The organism is Thermobifida cellulosilytica TB100 (genome assembly GCF_001517975.1).
Classification (GTDB): domain Bacteria; phylum Actinomycetota; class Actinomycetes; order Streptosporangiales; family Streptosporangiaceae; genus Thermobifida; species Thermobifida cellulosilytica.
Map to the genome: position 1 here is coordinate 256772 of NZ_KQ950183.1, position 16578 is coordinate 273349.

The 16578-nt window shown below is 72.1% G+C and carries 12 protein-coding genes; 8 read left to right on the forward strand and 4 right to left on the reverse strand.

The features are described from left to right. Window positions 1–845, reverse strand: an 845-nt coding sequence (locus AC529_RS13840) for a PAC2 family protein (RefSeq protein WP_083948215.1), incomplete at its 3' end; no start/stop codon positions are given. 335 nt (window positions 846–1180) lie between these two features. Here AC529_RS13840 and metH point away from each other — a divergent pair. The 7 genes from metH to AC529_RS13875 all read left to right on the forward strand — a co-directional run bounded on the left by metH (window position 1181) and on the right by AC529_RS13875 (window position 12155). Then, window positions 1181–4657 carry a methionine synthase gene (gene metH / locus AC529_RS13845; RefSeq protein WP_083948216.1) on the forward strand — a complete coding sequence of 1159 codons (3477 nt, stop codon included), beginning with the start codon at window positions 1181–1183 and terminating at the stop codon, window positions 4655–4657. Continuing rightward, entirely contained in the window at window positions 4654–5325 is a 672-nt protein-coding gene (locus AC529_RS13850) for an HAD family hydrolase (protein ID WP_068757330.1), read from the forward strand. Before metH ends, AC529_RS13850 begins: the two co-directional genes overlap by 4 nt. Window positions 5326–5423: 98 nt before the next feature. Then, on the forward strand, window positions 5424–5891 hold the full coding sequence (locus AC529_RS13855) for a cellulose synthase (protein ID WP_068757332.1): 468 nt from the start codon (window positions 5424–5426) through the stop codon (window positions 5889–5891). A gap of 446 nt (window positions 5892–6337) precedes the next feature. After that, window positions 6338–7363, forward strand: coding sequence for an ABC transporter permease (locus AC529_RS13860; RefSeq protein ID WP_068757334.1), 1026 nt, complete (start codon window positions 6338–6340; stop codon window positions 7361–7363). Window positions 7364–7433: 70 nt separating this feature from the next. Next, on the forward strand, window positions 7434–9197 hold the full coding sequence (locus AC529_RS13865) for an ABC transporter substrate-binding protein (RefSeq protein WP_068757336.1): 1764 nt from the start codon (window positions 7434–7436) through the stop codon (window positions 9195–9197). 90 nt (window positions 9198–9287) lie between these two features. Further along, complete coding sequence (locus AC529_RS13870) at window positions 9288–10301, forward strand: ABC transporter permease (protein WP_068757339.1); 1014 nt, start codon at window positions 9288–9290, stop codon at window positions 10299–10301. 75 nt (window positions 10302–10376) lie between these two features. Continuing rightward, complete coding sequence (locus AC529_RS13875; RefSeq protein WP_068757341.1) at window positions 10377–12155, forward strand: ABC transporter ATP-binding protein; 1779 nt, start codon at window positions 10377–10379, stop codon at window positions 12153–12155. 6 nt (window positions 12156–12161) lie between these two features. On the opposite strand, the gene AC529_RS13880 is transcribed toward AC529_RS13875, so the two are convergent. The 3 genes from AC529_RS13880 to AC529_RS13890 all read right to left on the reverse strand — a co-directional run bounded on the left by AC529_RS13880 (window position 12162) and on the right by AC529_RS13890 (window position 15342). Beyond that, window positions 12162–13586, reverse strand: coding sequence for a threonine/serine exporter family protein (locus tag AC529_RS13880; protein WP_157080214.1), 1425 nt, complete (start codon window positions 13584–13586; stop codon window positions 12162–12164). A gap of 207 nt (window positions 13587–13793) precedes the next feature. Beyond that, window positions 13794–14495 (reverse strand): LuxR C-terminal-related transcriptional regulator, encoded by a 702-nt coding sequence (locus AC529_RS13885; protein ID WP_068757343.1) that lies wholly within the window; start codon window positions 14493–14495, stop codon window positions 13794–13796. Window positions 14496–14505: 10 nt separating this feature from the next. Further along, the gene (locus AC529_RS13890) at window positions 14506–15342 is read right to left on the reverse strand and encodes a RecB family exonuclease (RefSeq protein WP_068757345.1); all 837 of its coding nucleotides are present in this window, start codon (window positions 15340–15342) and stop codon (window positions 14506–14508) included. 64 nt (window positions 15343–15406) lie between these two features. On the opposite strand from AC529_RS13890, the gene AC529_RS13895 reads away from it, so the two are divergent. Next, on the forward strand, window positions 15407–16552 hold the full coding sequence (locus AC529_RS13895; RefSeq protein ID WP_068757347.1) for a site-2 protease family protein: 1146 nt from the start codon (window positions 15407–15409) through the stop codon (window positions 16550–16552). The last annotated feature ends 26 nt before the right edge of the window (window positions 16553–16578 follow it).

The following is a 16578-nucleotide window of genomic DNA, read 5'->3' on the forward strand; positions in this document are numbered from 1 at the left end:
CAGGAGCCGCCGCGCCTGCGCTTCAGATACCGCTCGAACTCGCGCGCGATGGCCTCGCCGGACGCCTCCGGCAGCTCGGAGGCGTCCTTGGCCTCCTCCAGGCTGCGCACGTAGCCCGCGATGTCGGAGTCCTGGGCGGCGAGCTCGTCCACCCCGCGCTCCCAGGCGCGCGCCTCCTCGGGCAGCTCGCCCAGGCGCACGGTCAGGTCCAGGGTGTCCTCCACCCGCCGCACCAGGGCCAGGGTCGCCTTGGGGCTGGGCGGCTGGGCCACGTAGTGGGGGACGGCCGCCCACAGGGAGACCGTCTCCAGCCCGGCGGCGGTGAACGTCTCGTGCAGCACGCCGACGATCCCGGTCGGCCCCTCGTAGGTGGCCGGTTCCAGGCCCGCCGACCTGGCCAGTTCGGGGTGGGAGAACAAGCCCGTGACCGGCACCGGCCGCGTGTGCGGCACGTCCGCCAGCAGCGCGCCGAGCAGGACCACCCGCCGCACGCCCAGCTCCCGGGCGACCGACAGCAGGTCGCTGGCGAAGCCGCGCCAGCGCATGCTGGGCTCGGCCCCCCGGACCAGCACCACGTCCCGTCCTCCGGGGGAGCTGGCCAGCGACACCGTCACTCCGGGCCAGCGGATTCCCTGGCTGATGCCGTCCACCGCGGTGACCCGGGGCCGGGTGACCTGGAAGTCGTAGTAGTCCTCCGAGTCCAGGGAGACCAGCTCCGTGGCACCCCAGGTGTCGGCCAGGTGGTCGATTACGGCGCTGGCCGCCTCACCGGCGTCGTTCCAGCCCTCGAACGCGGCCACCATCACGGGCTCGACCAGCTCCGAGACGCTGTCGAGCTCAGGCACAGGCCGCCTCCTTCAGTCGTCGGGGTCCCTGAGTGCCGGATCACCGTCGATCAGCGGCACCACTGCTGGGTCCACCATATGTTCAATCGGGGCGTCGCCGTAGAGGCGGAACGAACAAACCGCCGGAGCGCCGGTGGCACACCCGGGGCGGCGATGTGGAGCACACCACACCAATCGGATGCGGGGGGTGAAAACGGAAGGGTAGTACGAGCACGGTGCGCTATCGTCGGACACCTGGGTGGTGCCGTGGGGAGTGGCGCCCTGACCGGCCGGCCCGACCGTCCCAGCGGCCCCTGTGCGGCGCCGCACGTCGTCAACAGCGAAGTCAAAGGTCTATGAGCGCTCGACTCTCCTTCCGTGAAGTCCTCGGTACCCGGGTCCTCGTCGCCGACGGAGCGATGGGAACCATGCTGCAGGCTCACGACCTGGGCATGGACGACTTCCAGGGGTACGAGGGCTGCAACGAGATCCTCAACGTCACCCGGCCCGACGTGGTGCGGTCGATCCACGAGGCCTACCTGGAGGTCGGCGTCGACTGCGTCGAGACCAACACCTTCGGCGCCAACTTCGGCAACCTCGGCGAGTACGGCATCCCCGAGCGGACCTACGAGCTGGCCGAGGCCGGCGCGCGGCTGGCCCGCGAGGCCGCCGACGCCTACAGCACGGCCGAGCAGCCCCGCTACGTGCTGGGCTCGGTGGGGCCCGGCACGAAGCTGCCCACGCTCGGCCACGCCCCCTACGCCCTGCTGCGCGACCACTACGAGCAGTGCGCGCTCGGGCTCATCGACGGCGGGGCCGACGCGATCGTCATCGAGACCTGCCAGGACCTGCTCCAGGCCAAGGCCGCCGTGGTGGGCGCCCGCCGGGCCCGCCGCGCCGCGGGCACCGACACCCCGATCATCGTGCAGGTCACCATCGAGACCACCGGGACCATGCTGGTCGGCTCCGAGATCGGCGCCGCGCTGACCTCGCTGGAGCCGCTGGGCATCGACGTGATCGGCCTGAACTGCGCCACCGGCCCGGCGGAGATGAGCGAGCACCTGCGCTACCTCTCCCACCACGCGCCCGTCTTCCTCTCCTGCATGCCCAACGCGGGCCTGCCCGAGCTGGGCGCCGACGGGGCCGTCTACCCCCTGCAACCGCACGAGCTCGCCGACGCCCACGACACCTTCGTCCGCGAGTTCGGCCTGGCCCTGGTGGGCGGCTGCTGCGGCACCACGCCCGAGCACCTCGCCCAGGTGGTGGAGCGGGTGCAGGGCCGCGGCGTGGCCGAGCGCAGGCCGCACCTCGAACCCGCCGCCGCCTCCGTCTACCAGAGCGTGCCGTTCCGCCAGGACACCAGCTACCTGGCCATCGGCGAGCGCACCAACGCCAACGGCTCCAAGGCGTTCCGCGAGGCCATGCTCGCCGAACGCTACGACGACTGCGTGGAGATCGCCCGCGACCAGATCCGCGACGGCGCGCACATGCTCGACCTGTGCGTCGACTACGTCGGCCGGGACGGCGTGCGCGACATGCGGGAGCTGGCCTCCCGGCTGGCCACCGCCTCCACCCTGCCCCTGGTGCTCGACTCCACCGAGGTCGCCGTGCTGGAGGCCGGGCTGGAGGCGATCGGCGGGCGCGCGGTCCTCAACTCCGTCAACTACGAGGACGGCGACGGCCCCGACTCCCGGTTCGCCAAGGTCGCCTCGCTGGCGGTGGAGCACGGCGCGGCCCTGATGGCGCTGACCATCGACGAGGAGGGGCAGGCGCGCACCGCCGCCAAGAAGGTCGAGATCGCCGAACGGCTCATCGCCCAGCTCACCGGCGAGTACGGCATCCGCAAGCAGGACATCATCATCGACTGCCTGACCTTCACCATCGCCACCGGCCAGGAGGAGTCGCGGCGCGACGCCCTGGAGACCCTGGAGGCCATCCGCGAGCTCAAGCGCCGCCACCCCGACGTGCAGACCACGCTGGGCCTGTCCAACGTCTCCTTCGGCCTCAACCCGGCCGCGCGCATGGTGCTCAACTCGGTGTTCCTGCACGAGTGCGTCCAGGCCGGACTGGACTCCGCCATCGTGCACGCCTCCAAGATCCTGCCGATGAACCGCATCCCCGAGGAGCAGCGGCAGGTGGCCCTGGACATGGTCTACGACCGCCGCACCCCCGACTACGACCCGCTCCAGCGCTTCCTGGAGCTGTTCGAGGGCGTCGACGCCCAGCAGATGCGCGCCTCCCGCGCCGAGGAGCTGGCCGCGCTGCCGCTGTGGGAGCGCCTGGAGCGGCGCATCGTGGACGGCGAGGCCGTGGGCATGGAGGCCGACCTGGACGAGGCGCTCGCCCAGCGGCCCGCGCTCGACATCGTCAACGACACGCTGCTGTCGGGCATGAAGACCGTCGGCGAGCTCTTCGGCTCCGGGCAGATGCAACTGCCGTTCGTGCTGAAGTCGGCCGAGGTGATGAAGGCCGCCGTGGCCTACCTGGAGCCGCACATGGAGAAGGTGGAGGGCGCCGCGGGCAAGGGCCGCATCGTGCTGGCCACCGTCAAGGGCGACGTGCACGACATCGGCAAGAACCTCGTCGACATCATCCTCTCCAACAACGGCTACGAGGTCGTCAACCTGGGCATCAAGCAGCCCGTCTCGGCCATCCTGGACGCCGCCGAGGAGCACGACGCCGACGTCATCGGCATGTCGGGGCTGCTGGTGAAGTCCACGGTGGTCATGCGGGAGAACCTGGAGGAGATGAACGCCCGCGGCGTGGCCGAGCGCTACCCGGTGCTGCTCGGCGGCGCCGCGCTGACCCGCTCCTACGTGGAGCAGGACCTCGCCGAGATCTTCAAGGGCGAGGTGCGCTACGCCCGCGACGCCTTCGAGGGGCTGCGGCTCATGGACGCGATCATGGCGGTCAAGCGCGGCGTGCCCGGGGCCGAGATGCCGCCGCTGCGCTCCCGCCGGGTCAAGCAGGGGGCGAGGCTCACCGTCACCGAGCCCGCGGACATGCCCGCGCGCAGCGACGTGGCCACCGACAACCCGGTGCCCGTCCCGCCGTTCTGGGGCGACCGCATCAGCAAGGGCATCCCGCTCGCCGACTACGCCGCCTTCCTCGACGAGCGCGCCACCTTCATGGGCCAGTGGGGGCTGCGCGCCTCCCGCGGCGACGGCCCCTCCTACGAGGAGCTGGTGGAGACCGAGGGCCGGCCGCGGCTGCGCATGTGGCTGGACCGCATCCAGACCGAGGGGCTGCTGGAGGCCGCGGTCGTCTACGGCTACTACCGCTGCTACAGCGAGGGCGACGACCTGGTGGTCCTCGACGAGGACGGCAGCGAGCGCACCCGCTTCACCTTCCCGCGCCAGCGCCGCGACCGGCACCTGTGCCTGGCCGACTTCTTCCGGCCCAAGGAGTCCGGCGAGCTGGACACGGTGGCCTTCCAGGTGGTCACCGTCGGGTCGGCGATCAGCCGGGCCACCGCGGAGCTGTTCGAGAAGAACTCCTACCGCGACTACCTGGAGCTGCACGGGCTGTCGGTGCAGCTCACCGAGGCGCTCGCGGAGTACTGGCACGCCCGGGTCCGCGCCGAGCTGGGGTTCGCCGGGCAGGACCCCGACCCGGCCGACCTGGACGCCTACTTCAAGCTGGGCTACCGGGGCGCGCGCTTCTCCCTGGGCTACGGGGCCTGCCCCAACCTGGAGGACCGCGCCAAGATCGTGGAGCTGCTGCGCCCCGAACGGGTCGGTGTGACGCTGTCCGAGGAGTTCCAGCTCGTCCCCGAGCAGTCCACGGACGCGATCGTCGTCCACCACCCGGAGGCGAAATACTTCAACGTATGATCTCTGACTCTGACCCGCAGATCCCGCAGGCCGTGCTGTTCGACATGGACGGCACGCTGATCGACACCGAGCCGATGTGGATGGACACCGAGGCCGAGGTCGCCGCCGCGTTCGGCTACACCTGGACCGCCGAGGACCAGCAGCGCTGCCTGGGCGGCTCCGCGGCCGCGGTGGCCGACCTCATCGCCGAGCGCTCCGGGACGCGGACCCCGCAGAGCGAGATCGTCGCCATGCTGTACGCCGCGGTGGAGCGGCGGATGGCCGAGGGGGTTCCGGTGCGGCCCGGCGCCAAGGAGCTGCTCACCGAGCTGGAGGCGCAGGGCGTGCCGATGGCGCTGGTCACCTCCACCTACCGGTCGCTGCTGACCGTGGCGCTGCGCGCCATCGGCGAGCACTACTTCGCCGTGTCGGTCGCCGGCGACGAGGTGACCCGCAACAAGCCGCACCCCGAGCCCTACCTCCGGGCGGCCCGGCTGCTGGGCGTCGACCCGCGCCGCTGCGTGGCGGTGGAGGACTCGCCCACCGGGGTGGCCTCGGCGCAGGCCGCGGGGTGCACCGTGGTCGCGGTGCCGCACATGGCGTCGGTCCCCGCGGCCGAGCGGCGGTACGTGGTCGGCTCCCTGGAGGAGGTCGACCTGGCCTGGCTGCGCCGGGTGTCCCCCGCCTAGGGGAATCTCCCGATTCGGGAGGCAAAATCCGCATAGCAGGCGTCCACTAGGGGAGAAACCCGATGTGGAGACGGCTCATGCGGGGTGAGACTGGGACCATGTCGACACAGATGCCGTTCGAAGGTCTGCTGCTGGGTGCCGCACTCACGGTGGTGGGGCTGATCGTCTCGTGGGTGGTGTGGCGCCGCAGGGGGGCCTCGGCGGGGCTGCGCGCCGTGGCGTGGTCGCTGCTTCCGCTGGCGTTCGGCCTCATCGGGCTCATGGAGCTGCTGGCGTCGCTGGTCGGCCAACTGGTGCGGTTCTTCGTCGGGCTGGTGCTCGACCCCCTGGCCTGGGCCGGGGTGGCGGTGGCCGGTCTGGCGGCGGTGCTGTGGACCACCGGCCGCCTGCTGCGGCGGCGCGGTTCCGGGGCGTCCGGGGCGGCAGCCGAGCAGAAGGCCGCTCCGGGGCGTCCGGACGCGCCCGCCGTGGGCGGCGCCCCGTCGAGGAAGCCCCAGGCCCCCGCGGGAGCCGACGACGACTTCGCCGAGATCGAGGCGCTGCTGCGCAAGCGCGGGATCACCTGAGCCGCCGACGCGGCCCGCCGTCCGCAGGGCCCCGCCCCCGACTCCGGGGGCGGGGCCCTGCCGTGTACGGGGCCCCGGCCGGGGCGCGGCGGCCGGACGACCACTGCCACCAATAATCACTATAAGTTGCAATGAAATTGCTCAAAGTAAGATCAAGGGTGGATGACGGATGGGTAGTACTCGGATCACGATTGGAGTACTGAGTGGCCGAATTGGACAATATGCTGATTACTCGGGAGTATTTTTGGCCAAGTGTGTCACCGGGTGCACCAGAAACCCCGGTTGTGTTCGCCGTCCGCGCTGAACTGCTGGAACGGTGACGCCGGCGGCGGCGCGGACCCCCGCACCGCCGGGGGAACGGTCCGGGGACGCACGACACCACGCCACCGGGCCGACAGCCCGGGCCGAACCGCAGCCACAAGCGCGAGAAGTGGGGGAAAGGTGGCATGACCGCGCCGTTGGACGCGCCCGAGTCGGCACAGCACGCCGAACCCGAGGCCATCGCCCGGGGGAGGCGCGACACCGAGAGCCGCTCTCTCACCCAGATCGCCTGGCGGCGGCTGCGCCAGGACCGGGTCGCCCTGGGCGGAGGAGCCTTCGTCGCCCTGCTGATCCTGGTCGCGGTCTTCGCGCCGCTGCTCACGGCCTGGTTCGGCCACCCGCCCAACCAGTTCCACCAGGACCTCATCGACCCGGCCACCCAGGGCGTCCTCAAGGACCCCGACGACCCGTGGAGCGGCATCGACCCGACCGGAGGCATGAGCGCCGAGCACCTGCTGGGCCTGGAACCGGTCAACGGGCGCGACCTGTTCAGCCGGATCGTCTACGGCGCACGCATCTCCCTGCTGGTGGCCTTCCTGTCCACCCTGCTGTGCGTCGTCATCGGAACCGTCCTCGGCATCGTCGCCGGCTACCTCGGCGGCTGGGTCGACACCGTCATCAGCCGCGCCATGGACATCTTCCTGGCCTTCCCGCTGCTGCTGTTCGCGATCGCGCTGGCCGGGGTCATCCCCGACGACGCGTTCGGCCTGAGCGACAACGCCCTGCGCATCGCCGTGCTCGTGTTCATCATCGGCTTCTTCAGTTGGCCCTACATCGGCCGCATCGTGCGGGGGCAGACCCTCTCCCTCCGGGAGCGCGAGTTCGTCGAGGCCGCCCGCAGCATGGGAGCGGGCACCGGCTACATCCTGTTCCGCGAGATCCTGCCCAACCTGGTGGCGCCGATCCTGGTCTACGCCACCCTGCTGATCCCCACCAACATCCTCTTCGAGGCGGCCCTGTCCTTCCTCGGAGTCGGCGTCAACCCGCCCACCCCCACCTGGGGCGGAATGCTCTCGGAGTCACTGGCCTACTACACGGTCGCCCCGCACTTCGTGATCATTCCCGGCCTCGCGATCTTCGTCACGGTCCTCGCCTTCAACCTCTTCGGCGACGGGCTGCGCGACGCCTTCGACCCACGCTCCTCCGACTGAGGCGCGTGCCCTCCGGGCACGCGTGCCCGCACGGCGGTACTGCCGCCACTTCCGTGAGAAAGGGAACCCAGTGAACAAACGTGTCATGGGATTCGCCGCGTTCGGCGCGGCGGCCGCCCTCATGCTCACCGCCTGCGGCGGTGACGGAGGCGAGGGCGGCGGAGGCGGCGGCAACGGCGCCTCCTTCGACCAGGGCAGCACCGAGATCGTCAACCCCTCCGACGCCACCGGCGGCACCCTCCGCTACGCCATCTCCTCCAACATGGAGAGCACCGACCCGGGCAACACCTACTACGGCTACGTCTGGAACTTCAGCCGCTACTACGCCCGCACCCTGCTCACCTACGCCGCGGCCCCGGGCCAGGCCGGCACCGAACTGGTCCCCGACCTGGCCGCGGAGATGCCCGAGGTCAACGACGACGGCACCGAGTGGACCGTGAAGCTTCAGGAGGGCCTCAAGTACGAGGACGGCTCCGAGATCGTCGCCGAGGACGTCAAGTACGCCATCGCGCGCAGCAACTTCGGCGACCAGGCGCTGCCCAACGGCCCCAAGTACTTCCAGCAACTGCTCGACGAGGACGACTACGACGGCCCCTACGGCGGCGACGACCCGCTGGAGGGCTTCGACGCCATCGAGACCCCCGACGACCACACCCTGGTCTTCCACCTCAAGGAGCCGTTCGCGGACTTCCTCTACGTCCTGGCCCAGCCGCAGACCGCCCCGGTCCCGGCCGACGCCGACAAGGGCGAGCAGTACCAGAGCCGCGTCGTCTCCTCCGGCCCGTACAAGTTCGAGGACGACTACACCCCCGGCAACGGCCTCGTCCTGGTCCGCAACGAGGAGTGGGACCCCGACACCGACCCGATCCGCACCGCGCTGCCCGACCGCATCACCGTCGAGGAGGGCGTCGACCAGAACGAGATCGACCAGCGCCTGGTCAACGGCGAACTCGACGTCGACCTGGCCGGCACCGGCCTCGGCCCGGCGATGAAGGGCCAGCTCGTCGGCGACGAGGACGCCCGCAACAACCTCGACAACCCGACCACCGGCGCCCACTTCTACGTCAACATCAACACCAAGGTCGAGCCGCTGGACAACCTCGCCTGCCGCCAGGCCGTCCAGTACGCGGTCGGCCGCGAGGGCATCCAGCGCGCCTACGGCGGCGACCTGGGCGGCCAGATCGCCACCCAGGTGCTGCCCCCCGACATCCCCGGCGCCGACCCGGAGCTCGACCTCTACGAGGCCGCCTCCGGCAAGCCCAACGCGGACAAGGCCAAGGAGAAGCTGGAGGAGTGCGGCCACCCCGACGGCTTCGACGTCAACATCGGCGTGCGCTCCGACCGTCCCGCCGAGGTCGACGCGGTCGAGGCCATCCAGCAGAGCCTGGCCGAGGTCGGCATCAACGCCCAGGTCAAGGGCTACCCCTCCGACACCTACACCAACACCCAGGCCGGCTCGCCCGACTTCGTCGCCGAGAACAAGCTCGGCCTGACCTACTACGGCTGGATGGCGGACTGGCCCTCCGGCTACGGCTACATGAGCTCCATCCTCGACGGCGACGCCATCAAGGAGGCGGGCAACTCCAACATCTCCGAGCTGGACGACCCCGAGATCAACAAGCTGTTCGACGAGGTCATCAGCGTCGAGGACCCCGAGGAGCAGGCCAGGATCTACGCCGAGATCGACCGTCTGGTCATGGAGAACGCGGCCATCCTGCCGGGCGTCTTCCAGAAGTCCGTCATCTACCGGCCGGACAACCTGACCAACGTCTTCTTCAACCCGAGCTGGCACATGTACGACTACATGACGCTCGGCACCACCGAAACCGAGTAGTCGCCACTCTCGACCAGTAGCGGGAAGGCAGGTGAAGGCGCGGGGCCGGACGGGACGCACACCGTCCGTCCGACCCCCGCGCCGACCGCGATGCTGAGATACATCCTCCGGCGCCTGGGCGCGAGCGTGGTCCTGCTCCTCGTGGTGACCCTGATGACGTTCGTCATCTTCTACGTGGTCCCGAGGCTCGCCGGCCGGACCACGGAGCAGTTGGCCACCATGTACGTGGGCCGAGCCCCCACCGAGGCAGCCATCCAGGCCACCATCCAACGGCTCAACCTGGACCAGCCGCTGGTCCTGCAATTCTGGGAATTCGTCAAGGGCATCGTCGTCGGAGCCGAGTACACCTTCGGCAACGACGTCGTGCAGTGCTCCGCACCCTGCTTCGGCTACTCCTTCCAGACCTACCAGGAGGTCTTCCCGGCCATCCTGGACCGACTGCCGGTCACCTTCTCCCTGGGCCTGGGCGCGGCCGTGCTCTGGCTCCTCGGCGGCGTCGCCGTCGGCGTCGTCTCGGCGGTCAAGAAGGGCAGCATCTTCGACCGCATCTCCATGGGCCTGGCCCTGGCCGCGGTCTCCCTGCCCATCTTCTTCACCGGCCAGCTCGCCCTGGCCTTCCTGGTGCACGACTGGGACCTGTTCCCCAACGCCAGGTACACCCCCTTCACCGAGGACCCCGTCGCCTGGGCCTCCGGGCTGATGCTGCCCTGGCTGACCCTGGCCTTCCTGCACGCCGCGCAGTACGCGCGCCAGACCCGCGCGGGCATGCTGGAGACGATGGGCGAGGACTACATCCGCACCGCCCGCGCCAAGGGGCTCAAGGAGAGCCGGGTCATCCTCAAACACGCACTGCGCCCCGCCCTCACCCCGATCCTCACCATCTTCGGGCTGGACGTCGGAATGGTGCTCGGCGGCGCGGTGCTGACCGAACAGGTGTACTCGCTCAACGGGATCGGACGCTACGCGGTCACCGCGATCGTGCAGAGCGACCTGCCGGTCATCCTCGGCGTCACCCTGTTCGGCGCGTTCTTCATCGTCCTGTGCAACCTGGCCGTGGACCTGCTCTACCCGCTGGTCGACCCCAGGGTGCGCGCGGCCCGCTGACGTCCGGGAGAGCCCGACCGTGATCCGCTGTCCGGCCCGCCGCGGCGGGACATCCGAGCCGAAGGAAAACTGGCCATGACCACTCCGGAAACCGGGAACCGGAACGACGCCCTCCCCGTCGTCTCCGTGCGCGACCTCTCCATCACCTTCCCCACCGCCGACGGCGACGTGCACGCGGTGAAGAACCTCTCCTTCGAGGTCGCCCAGGGCGGTGCGCTGGGCGTCGTGGGGGAGTCCGGGTCCGGCAAGAGCGTCACCTCACTGGCCCTGATGGGCCTGCACCGCGGCACCCGGGCACGCATCTCCGGGGAGATCCGCATCGCCGGCACCGACGTGGTCACCGCCGACGACCGGACGATCCGCGCCATGCGCGGCAACGACATCGCCATGGTCTTCCAGGACCCGATGTCCTCGCTGCACCCGCAGTACACCATCGGCAACCAGCTCGTCGAGGCGTACCTCACCCACCGCCCCGGCGCCGGCAAGGCCGAGGCCCGGCGGCGCGCCGTGGAGGTGCTGGACCGGGTGGGCATCCCCGAACCCGCGCGGCGGATCAACTCCTACCCGCACGAGTTCTCCGGCGGCATGCGCCAGCGCGTCCTCATCGCCATGGGCCTGGTGTGCGAACCGAAGGTGCTGCTGGCCGACGAGCCCACCACGGCACTGGACGTCACCGTGCAGGCGCAGATCCTCGACCTGCTCGACGAGCTCCGCCGCGACCTGGGCATGGCGCTCATCCTGGTCAGCCACGACCTCGCGGTGGTCGCCGGATCGGTGGACGAGGTCCTGGTGATGCGCAAGGGGGAGGCCGTCGAGCGCGGCGACGTGCGCCGGGTGCTCGGCTCCCCCCAGCACCCCTACACCCGGCAGCTTCTCGCCGCGGTGCCCCGGGTCGAGGTGACCCGCGCCCAGCGCCGCGCCCAGTTGCGCGCCGAACGCGAGGGCAGGCCCGTCCCGGTCGCGGCCGAGCCGCCCCGCCCCGCCGGGCAGACGGGCGAAGAACCCCTGCTGGTCGTGCGCGACGTGCGCCAGCGGTTCCGCATCCGCGGCGGCCTGTTCGGCAGCTCCACCGACTTCTACGCCGTCGACGGCGTCTCCTTCGACCTGTACCGCGGGGAGACGCTGGGCGTCGTGGGCGAGTCCGGGTCCGGCAAGAGCACCCTGTCCCGCATGGTGATGCGCCTGCTGGAACCCACCGAGGGCTCCATCGTCTTCCAGGGCCGCGACATCACCCACCTGCCGGAACGCAAGATGCGCCCGCTGCGCCGCGACATCCAGATGGTCTTCCAGAACCCCTACTCCTCGCTCAACCCGCGGATGACCGTCGGCGAGAGCATCGGCGCCCCGCTGCGCATCCAGGGCGAGCGCAACAGCAAGCTGATCCGCTCCCGGGTCCAGGAACTGCTGGAACGGGTCGGACTGGAGCCGTCCCACTACAACCGCTTCCCGCACGCCTTCTCCGGCGGGCAGCGCCAGCGCATCGCCATCGCCCGCGCGCTGATCCTCCGCCCCAAGCTGGTGATCTGCGACGAACCGGTCTCCGCGCTGGACGTCTCCACCCAGGACCAGGTGCTGCGCCTGCTGGCCGAGCTTCAGGAGGACTTCGACCTGACGCTGATCTTCGTGGCGCACGACCTGGCGGTGGTCCGCCAGATCAGCGACCGCGTCCTGGTCATGTGCAAGGGGAAGATCGTGGAGACCGGCGACAGCGACGAGGTCTACGAGAACCCGCAGCACCCCTACACCCGGCAGTTGCTGGCCGCGGCCCCCGTCCTCGACCCCGACGAGGCCCGGGCGCACCGCGCCGAACGCGCCCGCCTGCGCGGCGGCCAGCCGCAGGCGGAGGCCGTCTGAGCCGGGTCAGTAGCCGCCCCGGGTGCGGTGGGCGGCCTGGCGGCCGCGGCGGCCTGCCCCCACGAGGCCGCCGCGGGAGAACGCCCGCACCAGCTCGCCGCCGAGGTTGACCCCCGCACCCAGGGCCAGGCCGACCGCGACCGCCTCGCCGAGGCTCGCCACACCGGCCAGCGGCTCCCCCGTGCTCATCTGGACCAGCCCCCGGTACAGGACGCTCCCGGGAAGCAGCGGGGCGATCGACGGGACGATGTAGGTCAGCGCGGGCCGCCGGGTGCGCCGCGCCAGCCAGTGCCCGATCACGCCGACCACGACCGCGCCCGCGGCCGTGCCCACCACCGGCGGCACCGACAGCGCCTCGCGCAGGCCCGCGTAGCACACCCAGATCAGCACCCCCAGCACGGCGGTCGGCAGGAGGGTGCGCACGGGCGCCACGAGGGAGACCGCGAAGGCCACCGCGATCCCCGCCGCGCCCGCCAGCACCAGCGGCTCCGTCGAGGTGCCCGCCGAGGGCAGGTTGTCCAGGTCGACGTAGATGCCCAGGCGCACCGCCGTGTAGGCGACCGCGCCCACCCCCGCGACGATCGCCCCCAGGGTGAAGAACACCTCCAGCAGGCGCGCGGCCGCCGACACGTAGGCGCCGCTGATGCCGTCCTGGAGGCTGGACACCAGGGGACGCCCCGGCAGCAGCGCCATGATGCTGCCGGTGACCACCGCGTTCGCGCGCAGCCCCAGGTCCAGTTCGCCGCTGAGCCACAGCAGCGTCATGCCGGTGCTCGCGGCCAGCAGCGCGGCCACCGCCATCTGGTAGAACTCGGCGACACCGCGCGAGGCCAGCCAGACCGCGGCCCGGTCCCCCAGCACGGTGGCGGCGAACGCCGTGGCCGCGACGATCGGGCCGCCGCCCACCATGACGCTGGCGCTGCTGGCGATCAGGCCGAACCCGGCCACCACCGCCCAGCGGGGGTAGGGAGGGCGGGCGTGCTTGACGGCGCGCAGCCGCGCGGCGGCGCCCTCCAGGTCCACCAGCCCCAGCGCCGCGTCCTGCACCAGCGCGTGCAGCACGTCGACCTTGTGGTAGTCGAGGGTGCGGCGGCGCACCACCCGCTCCCCGGTGACCGGGGGCTCGTTCCCGCCGGGATGGCACGACAGGGTGAGGCCGGTGAAGGTCACCGAGACCTCGCTGCGCGGCAGGCCGAACGCCACGGCCAGGCTCAGCATCGCGTCGCTGACCGTCTCGGTGGCCTCGCCGCTGGCCAGCAGCAGCTCCCCGACCCGCAGCACGAGGTCCATGGCGCGCGGGTCGGGACGCGGCGACTCGTCCTCGAACTCCTCGACCGCCGGGTCCGGCTCGCCGCGGCCGGCCCGCCAGTCGCGCAGCCGGGTCAACAGGACGGGGGAGTGCGGTCCGTGCTGCCGCCGCCGGTCCGTCACGGCGCTCACCTCCTGGGGACGGGACTCCTCCCCCCGGACGCGCGCCTCGCCCCGGAACACTGATCATCCGGTCATGGGACGGCAGGAAGCCCGGAGGCGGCGGGGAAGAAGCGGGAAGAACAAGGGGACCCACCCAGGGAGACGTCCCTGCCGCGGCCGGGGTTGCTCCGCCCGCGGCACGGACCGCCGGAAACCGTATGAGATCCCTCACCCGCCCCCGGGAGGCGGCGGACCGCCCTGCCCCGGGACGACCAGGCCGTGCTCGTAGGCGTAGACGACCGCCTGGACGCGGTCGCGCAGCCCCAGCTTGGCCAGCACCTTGCCCACGTGCGTCTTGACCGTGGTCTCGCCGAGCACCAGCCGCCCGGCGATCTCCGCGTTGCTCAACCCGCGGCCCAGCAGTTGCAGCACCTCCAGCTCACGGCAGGTCAACCGGTCCAGGCCGGGCGGGGAGGCGGGCCGGTGCGCGGGCGGCAGATCCGCCAGCCGGTCCAGCAGCCGGGCCGCCACCGACGGGTCGAGGACCGCGCCGCCCTCGGCGACCAGGCGCAGGGCGCGCAACAGCTCCTGCGGGGAGGAGTCGCGCAGCAGCAGGCCGCGCACCCCCGACCGCAGCACCCCGACCGCGGTCTCGTCGTCGACCGCGGAGGCCACCACCAGCACCCGGACGGTCTGCGCCGCTCCCGCCGCCCACTCCAGCACGCCCCGGGCCAGGTCGGCGGCGCTCCCGTCGGGCAGCTCCAGGTCGGTCAGCACCACGTCGGGAAGCAGCCGGCGGACCGCCGGCAGCGCCGCGCGCACGTCGCCGGCCTCACCGATCACACTCGCCTGCGCGTCGGACTCCACCACGAGCCGCAGCCCGGCGCGGACCAGCGGACGGGCGTCGACGAGCAGCACACGCACGGGCACGCGGCCCGCCTCAACCGGTCGGGGAGTCGACGGCCACGGCCCCCTCGGGCAGCGGCGGGGGAGTGCCGTCGAACGCCGGGCACAGCGCCCGGTGGTCGCACCAGCCGCACAGCGGCGAGCGGCGCGGCAGCCAGCGCCCCGTGCGGGCGGTCTCCACGATGTCGGCCCACACCGCGCGGATGTGCGCCTCGGCGTTGCGCAGCTCCTCCTCGGTGGGGTCGTACCACAGCGCCGTACCGTCCCCCAGGTACAGCAGTTGCAGCCGGTCGGGGACGCGGCCGGTGTCGCGCCACACCATCACCCCGTAGAAGAAGATCTGGAAGCGGGCCTTGTCCGCGTAGCGCGGGGCGGGGCGCCTGCCCGTCTTGTAGTCGACGATCCGCACCCGGCCGCTCGGCGCCACGTCCACGCGGTCGACGTAGCCGAGCAGTTGCGGCCCCGACTCCAGGGAGACCTCCAGGCGGACCTCCCGGTGGCGCGGCTCCAGCCGCTGCGGGGTCTCCAGGTCGAAGTAGCGCCGCACCAGCGCGCGCGCCTCGGCCAGCCACGCCTCCAGCTCTGCGGAGTCGGAGAACATCGTCTCGACCTCGGGCTCGCGTTCGCGCATCCGCTGCCACTGCGGCTCCAGCAGCGCCAGCGCCGAGTCGGGGGTGCGCGACTCCGCGGGCAGCTCGAACAGCCGCTCCAGCACCGCGTGCACCAGCGTGCCGCGCTTGGCGGCGGGACTCGGCGGCTCCGGCAGCCGGTCGATCACCCGGAAGCGGAACAGCAGCGGGCACTGCATGAAGTCGGTCGCACGCGACGGCGACAGCGCGCGAAGGGGCACGGGGGACGGGGCGGAACTCATGGCTCCCCACCTTAGCCGCCGACGCGGACAGCACGCCGGACGCACGACGCCGTAGCCTGGAAGGGTGAACCAACCAGACGGCACCGCGGACCGACCCGAGGGCAGACGCGGCGCACTGCGGATCGGGCGCCCCTTCGGCATCCCCGTGTACGTCACCCCCTCCTGGGCGGTCGTCGCGGCTCTGATCACCCTGCTCTACCAGCCGGTGGTCGACGGCGTGCTGCGCCTGGGCGCCGCCTCCTACCTGGTGGCCCTCCTCTTCGCGGTGCTGCTGTACGCCTCGGTGCTGGTCCACGAACTCGCGCACTGCGTGGCCGCCCGCCGCTACGGGCTCCCGGTGCGCAGCATCACCCTCTACCTGCTCGGCGGGGTCTCCGAGATCGACCGCGAGGCCGAGCGGCCCGGCCAGGAGTTCTGGATCGCCTTCAGCGGCCCGCTGCTGTCCCTCGCCCTGGCCGCGGTCGGCTTCGCCGGCTACCTGCTGGTGGCCCCCGACACCGTGGCGGGGGTCCTCGTCTGGCAGTTGTGGGTGGCCAACCTGCTGGTCGGCGTCTTCAACCTGCTGCCCGGGCTGCCGCTGGACGGCGGCCGGATGCTGCGTGCGGGCGTGTGGGCGGCCAGCGGCCGGCCGTTCACCGGCACGGCCGCGGCCGCGTGGGCGGGCCGGGCGCTCGCCGTCGCGGTGGTCGCGCTCCCCTTCGCCTACTCCTGGCTGACCTGGCACGCCCTCCCCAGCGTCTTCGCGGTCCTGTGGGCGGTGCTGCTCGGCGTGTTCATCTGGCGCAACGCCTCGGGGGCGCTGGAGGCGGCCCGGATCCGCGCCCGACTGCCGCGGCTGGTCGCCCGCGACCTGGCCCGCACCGCGGTCGCGGTCGCCGCCGACACCCCGCTCACCGAGGCGCTGCGGCGCCGCGCCGCGGCCGGCGCCCAGGCGATCCTCGTGGTCGACTCCGCCGGAACACCCACCTCGCTGGTGGACGACGCCGCCGCGGAGGCGGTGCCCGAGGAACGGCGGCCCTGGCTGTCCGTCGCGCACACCGCCCGCTCGGTCACCCCCGAGACGGTGCTCTCCGCCGACCTGGCCGGAGCGGACCTGCTGGACGCCATGAACGCCCGCCCGGCCGCCCAGTACCTGCTGGTCGACACCGACGGCGCGGTCGTGGGGACGCTGCGCACGGCCGACGTCCGCCGGGCCGTGGAAGGGACCTGACCCCGCACGGCCGACGGGCCGCGTCC

Excerpts from the sequence above, each read along its gene's own strand:
- AC529_RS13855 (WP_068757332.1), top strand. The coding sequence starts at position 5,424 with ATGTCGACACAGATGCCGTTCGAAGGTCTGCTGCTGGGTGCCGCACTC.
- AC529_RS13870 (WP_068757339.1), top strand. The coding sequence starts at position 9,288 with ATGCTGAGATACATCCTCCGGCGCCTGGGCGCGAGCGTGGTCCTGCTC.
- AC529_RS13875 (WP_068757341.1), top strand. The coding sequence starts at position 10,377 with ATGACCACTCCGGAAACCGGGAACCGGAACGACGCCCTCCCCGTCGTC.
- AC529_RS13850 (WP_068757330.1), top strand. The coding sequence starts at position 4,654 with ATGATCTCTGACTCTGACCCGCAGATCCCGCAGGCCGTGCTGTTCGAC.
- AC529_RS13860 (WP_068757334.1), top strand. The coding sequence starts at position 6,338 with ATGACCGCGCCGTTGGACGCGCCCGAGTCGGCACAGCACGCCGAACCC.
- AC529_RS13890 (WP_068757345.1), bottom strand. The coding sequence starts at position 15,342 with ATGAGTTCCGCCCCGTCCCCCGTGCCCCTTCGCGCGCTGTCGCCGTCG.
- metH (WP_083948216.1), top strand. The coding sequence starts at position 1,181 with ATGAGCGCTCGACTCTCCTTCCGTGAAGTCCTCGGTACCCGGGTCCTC.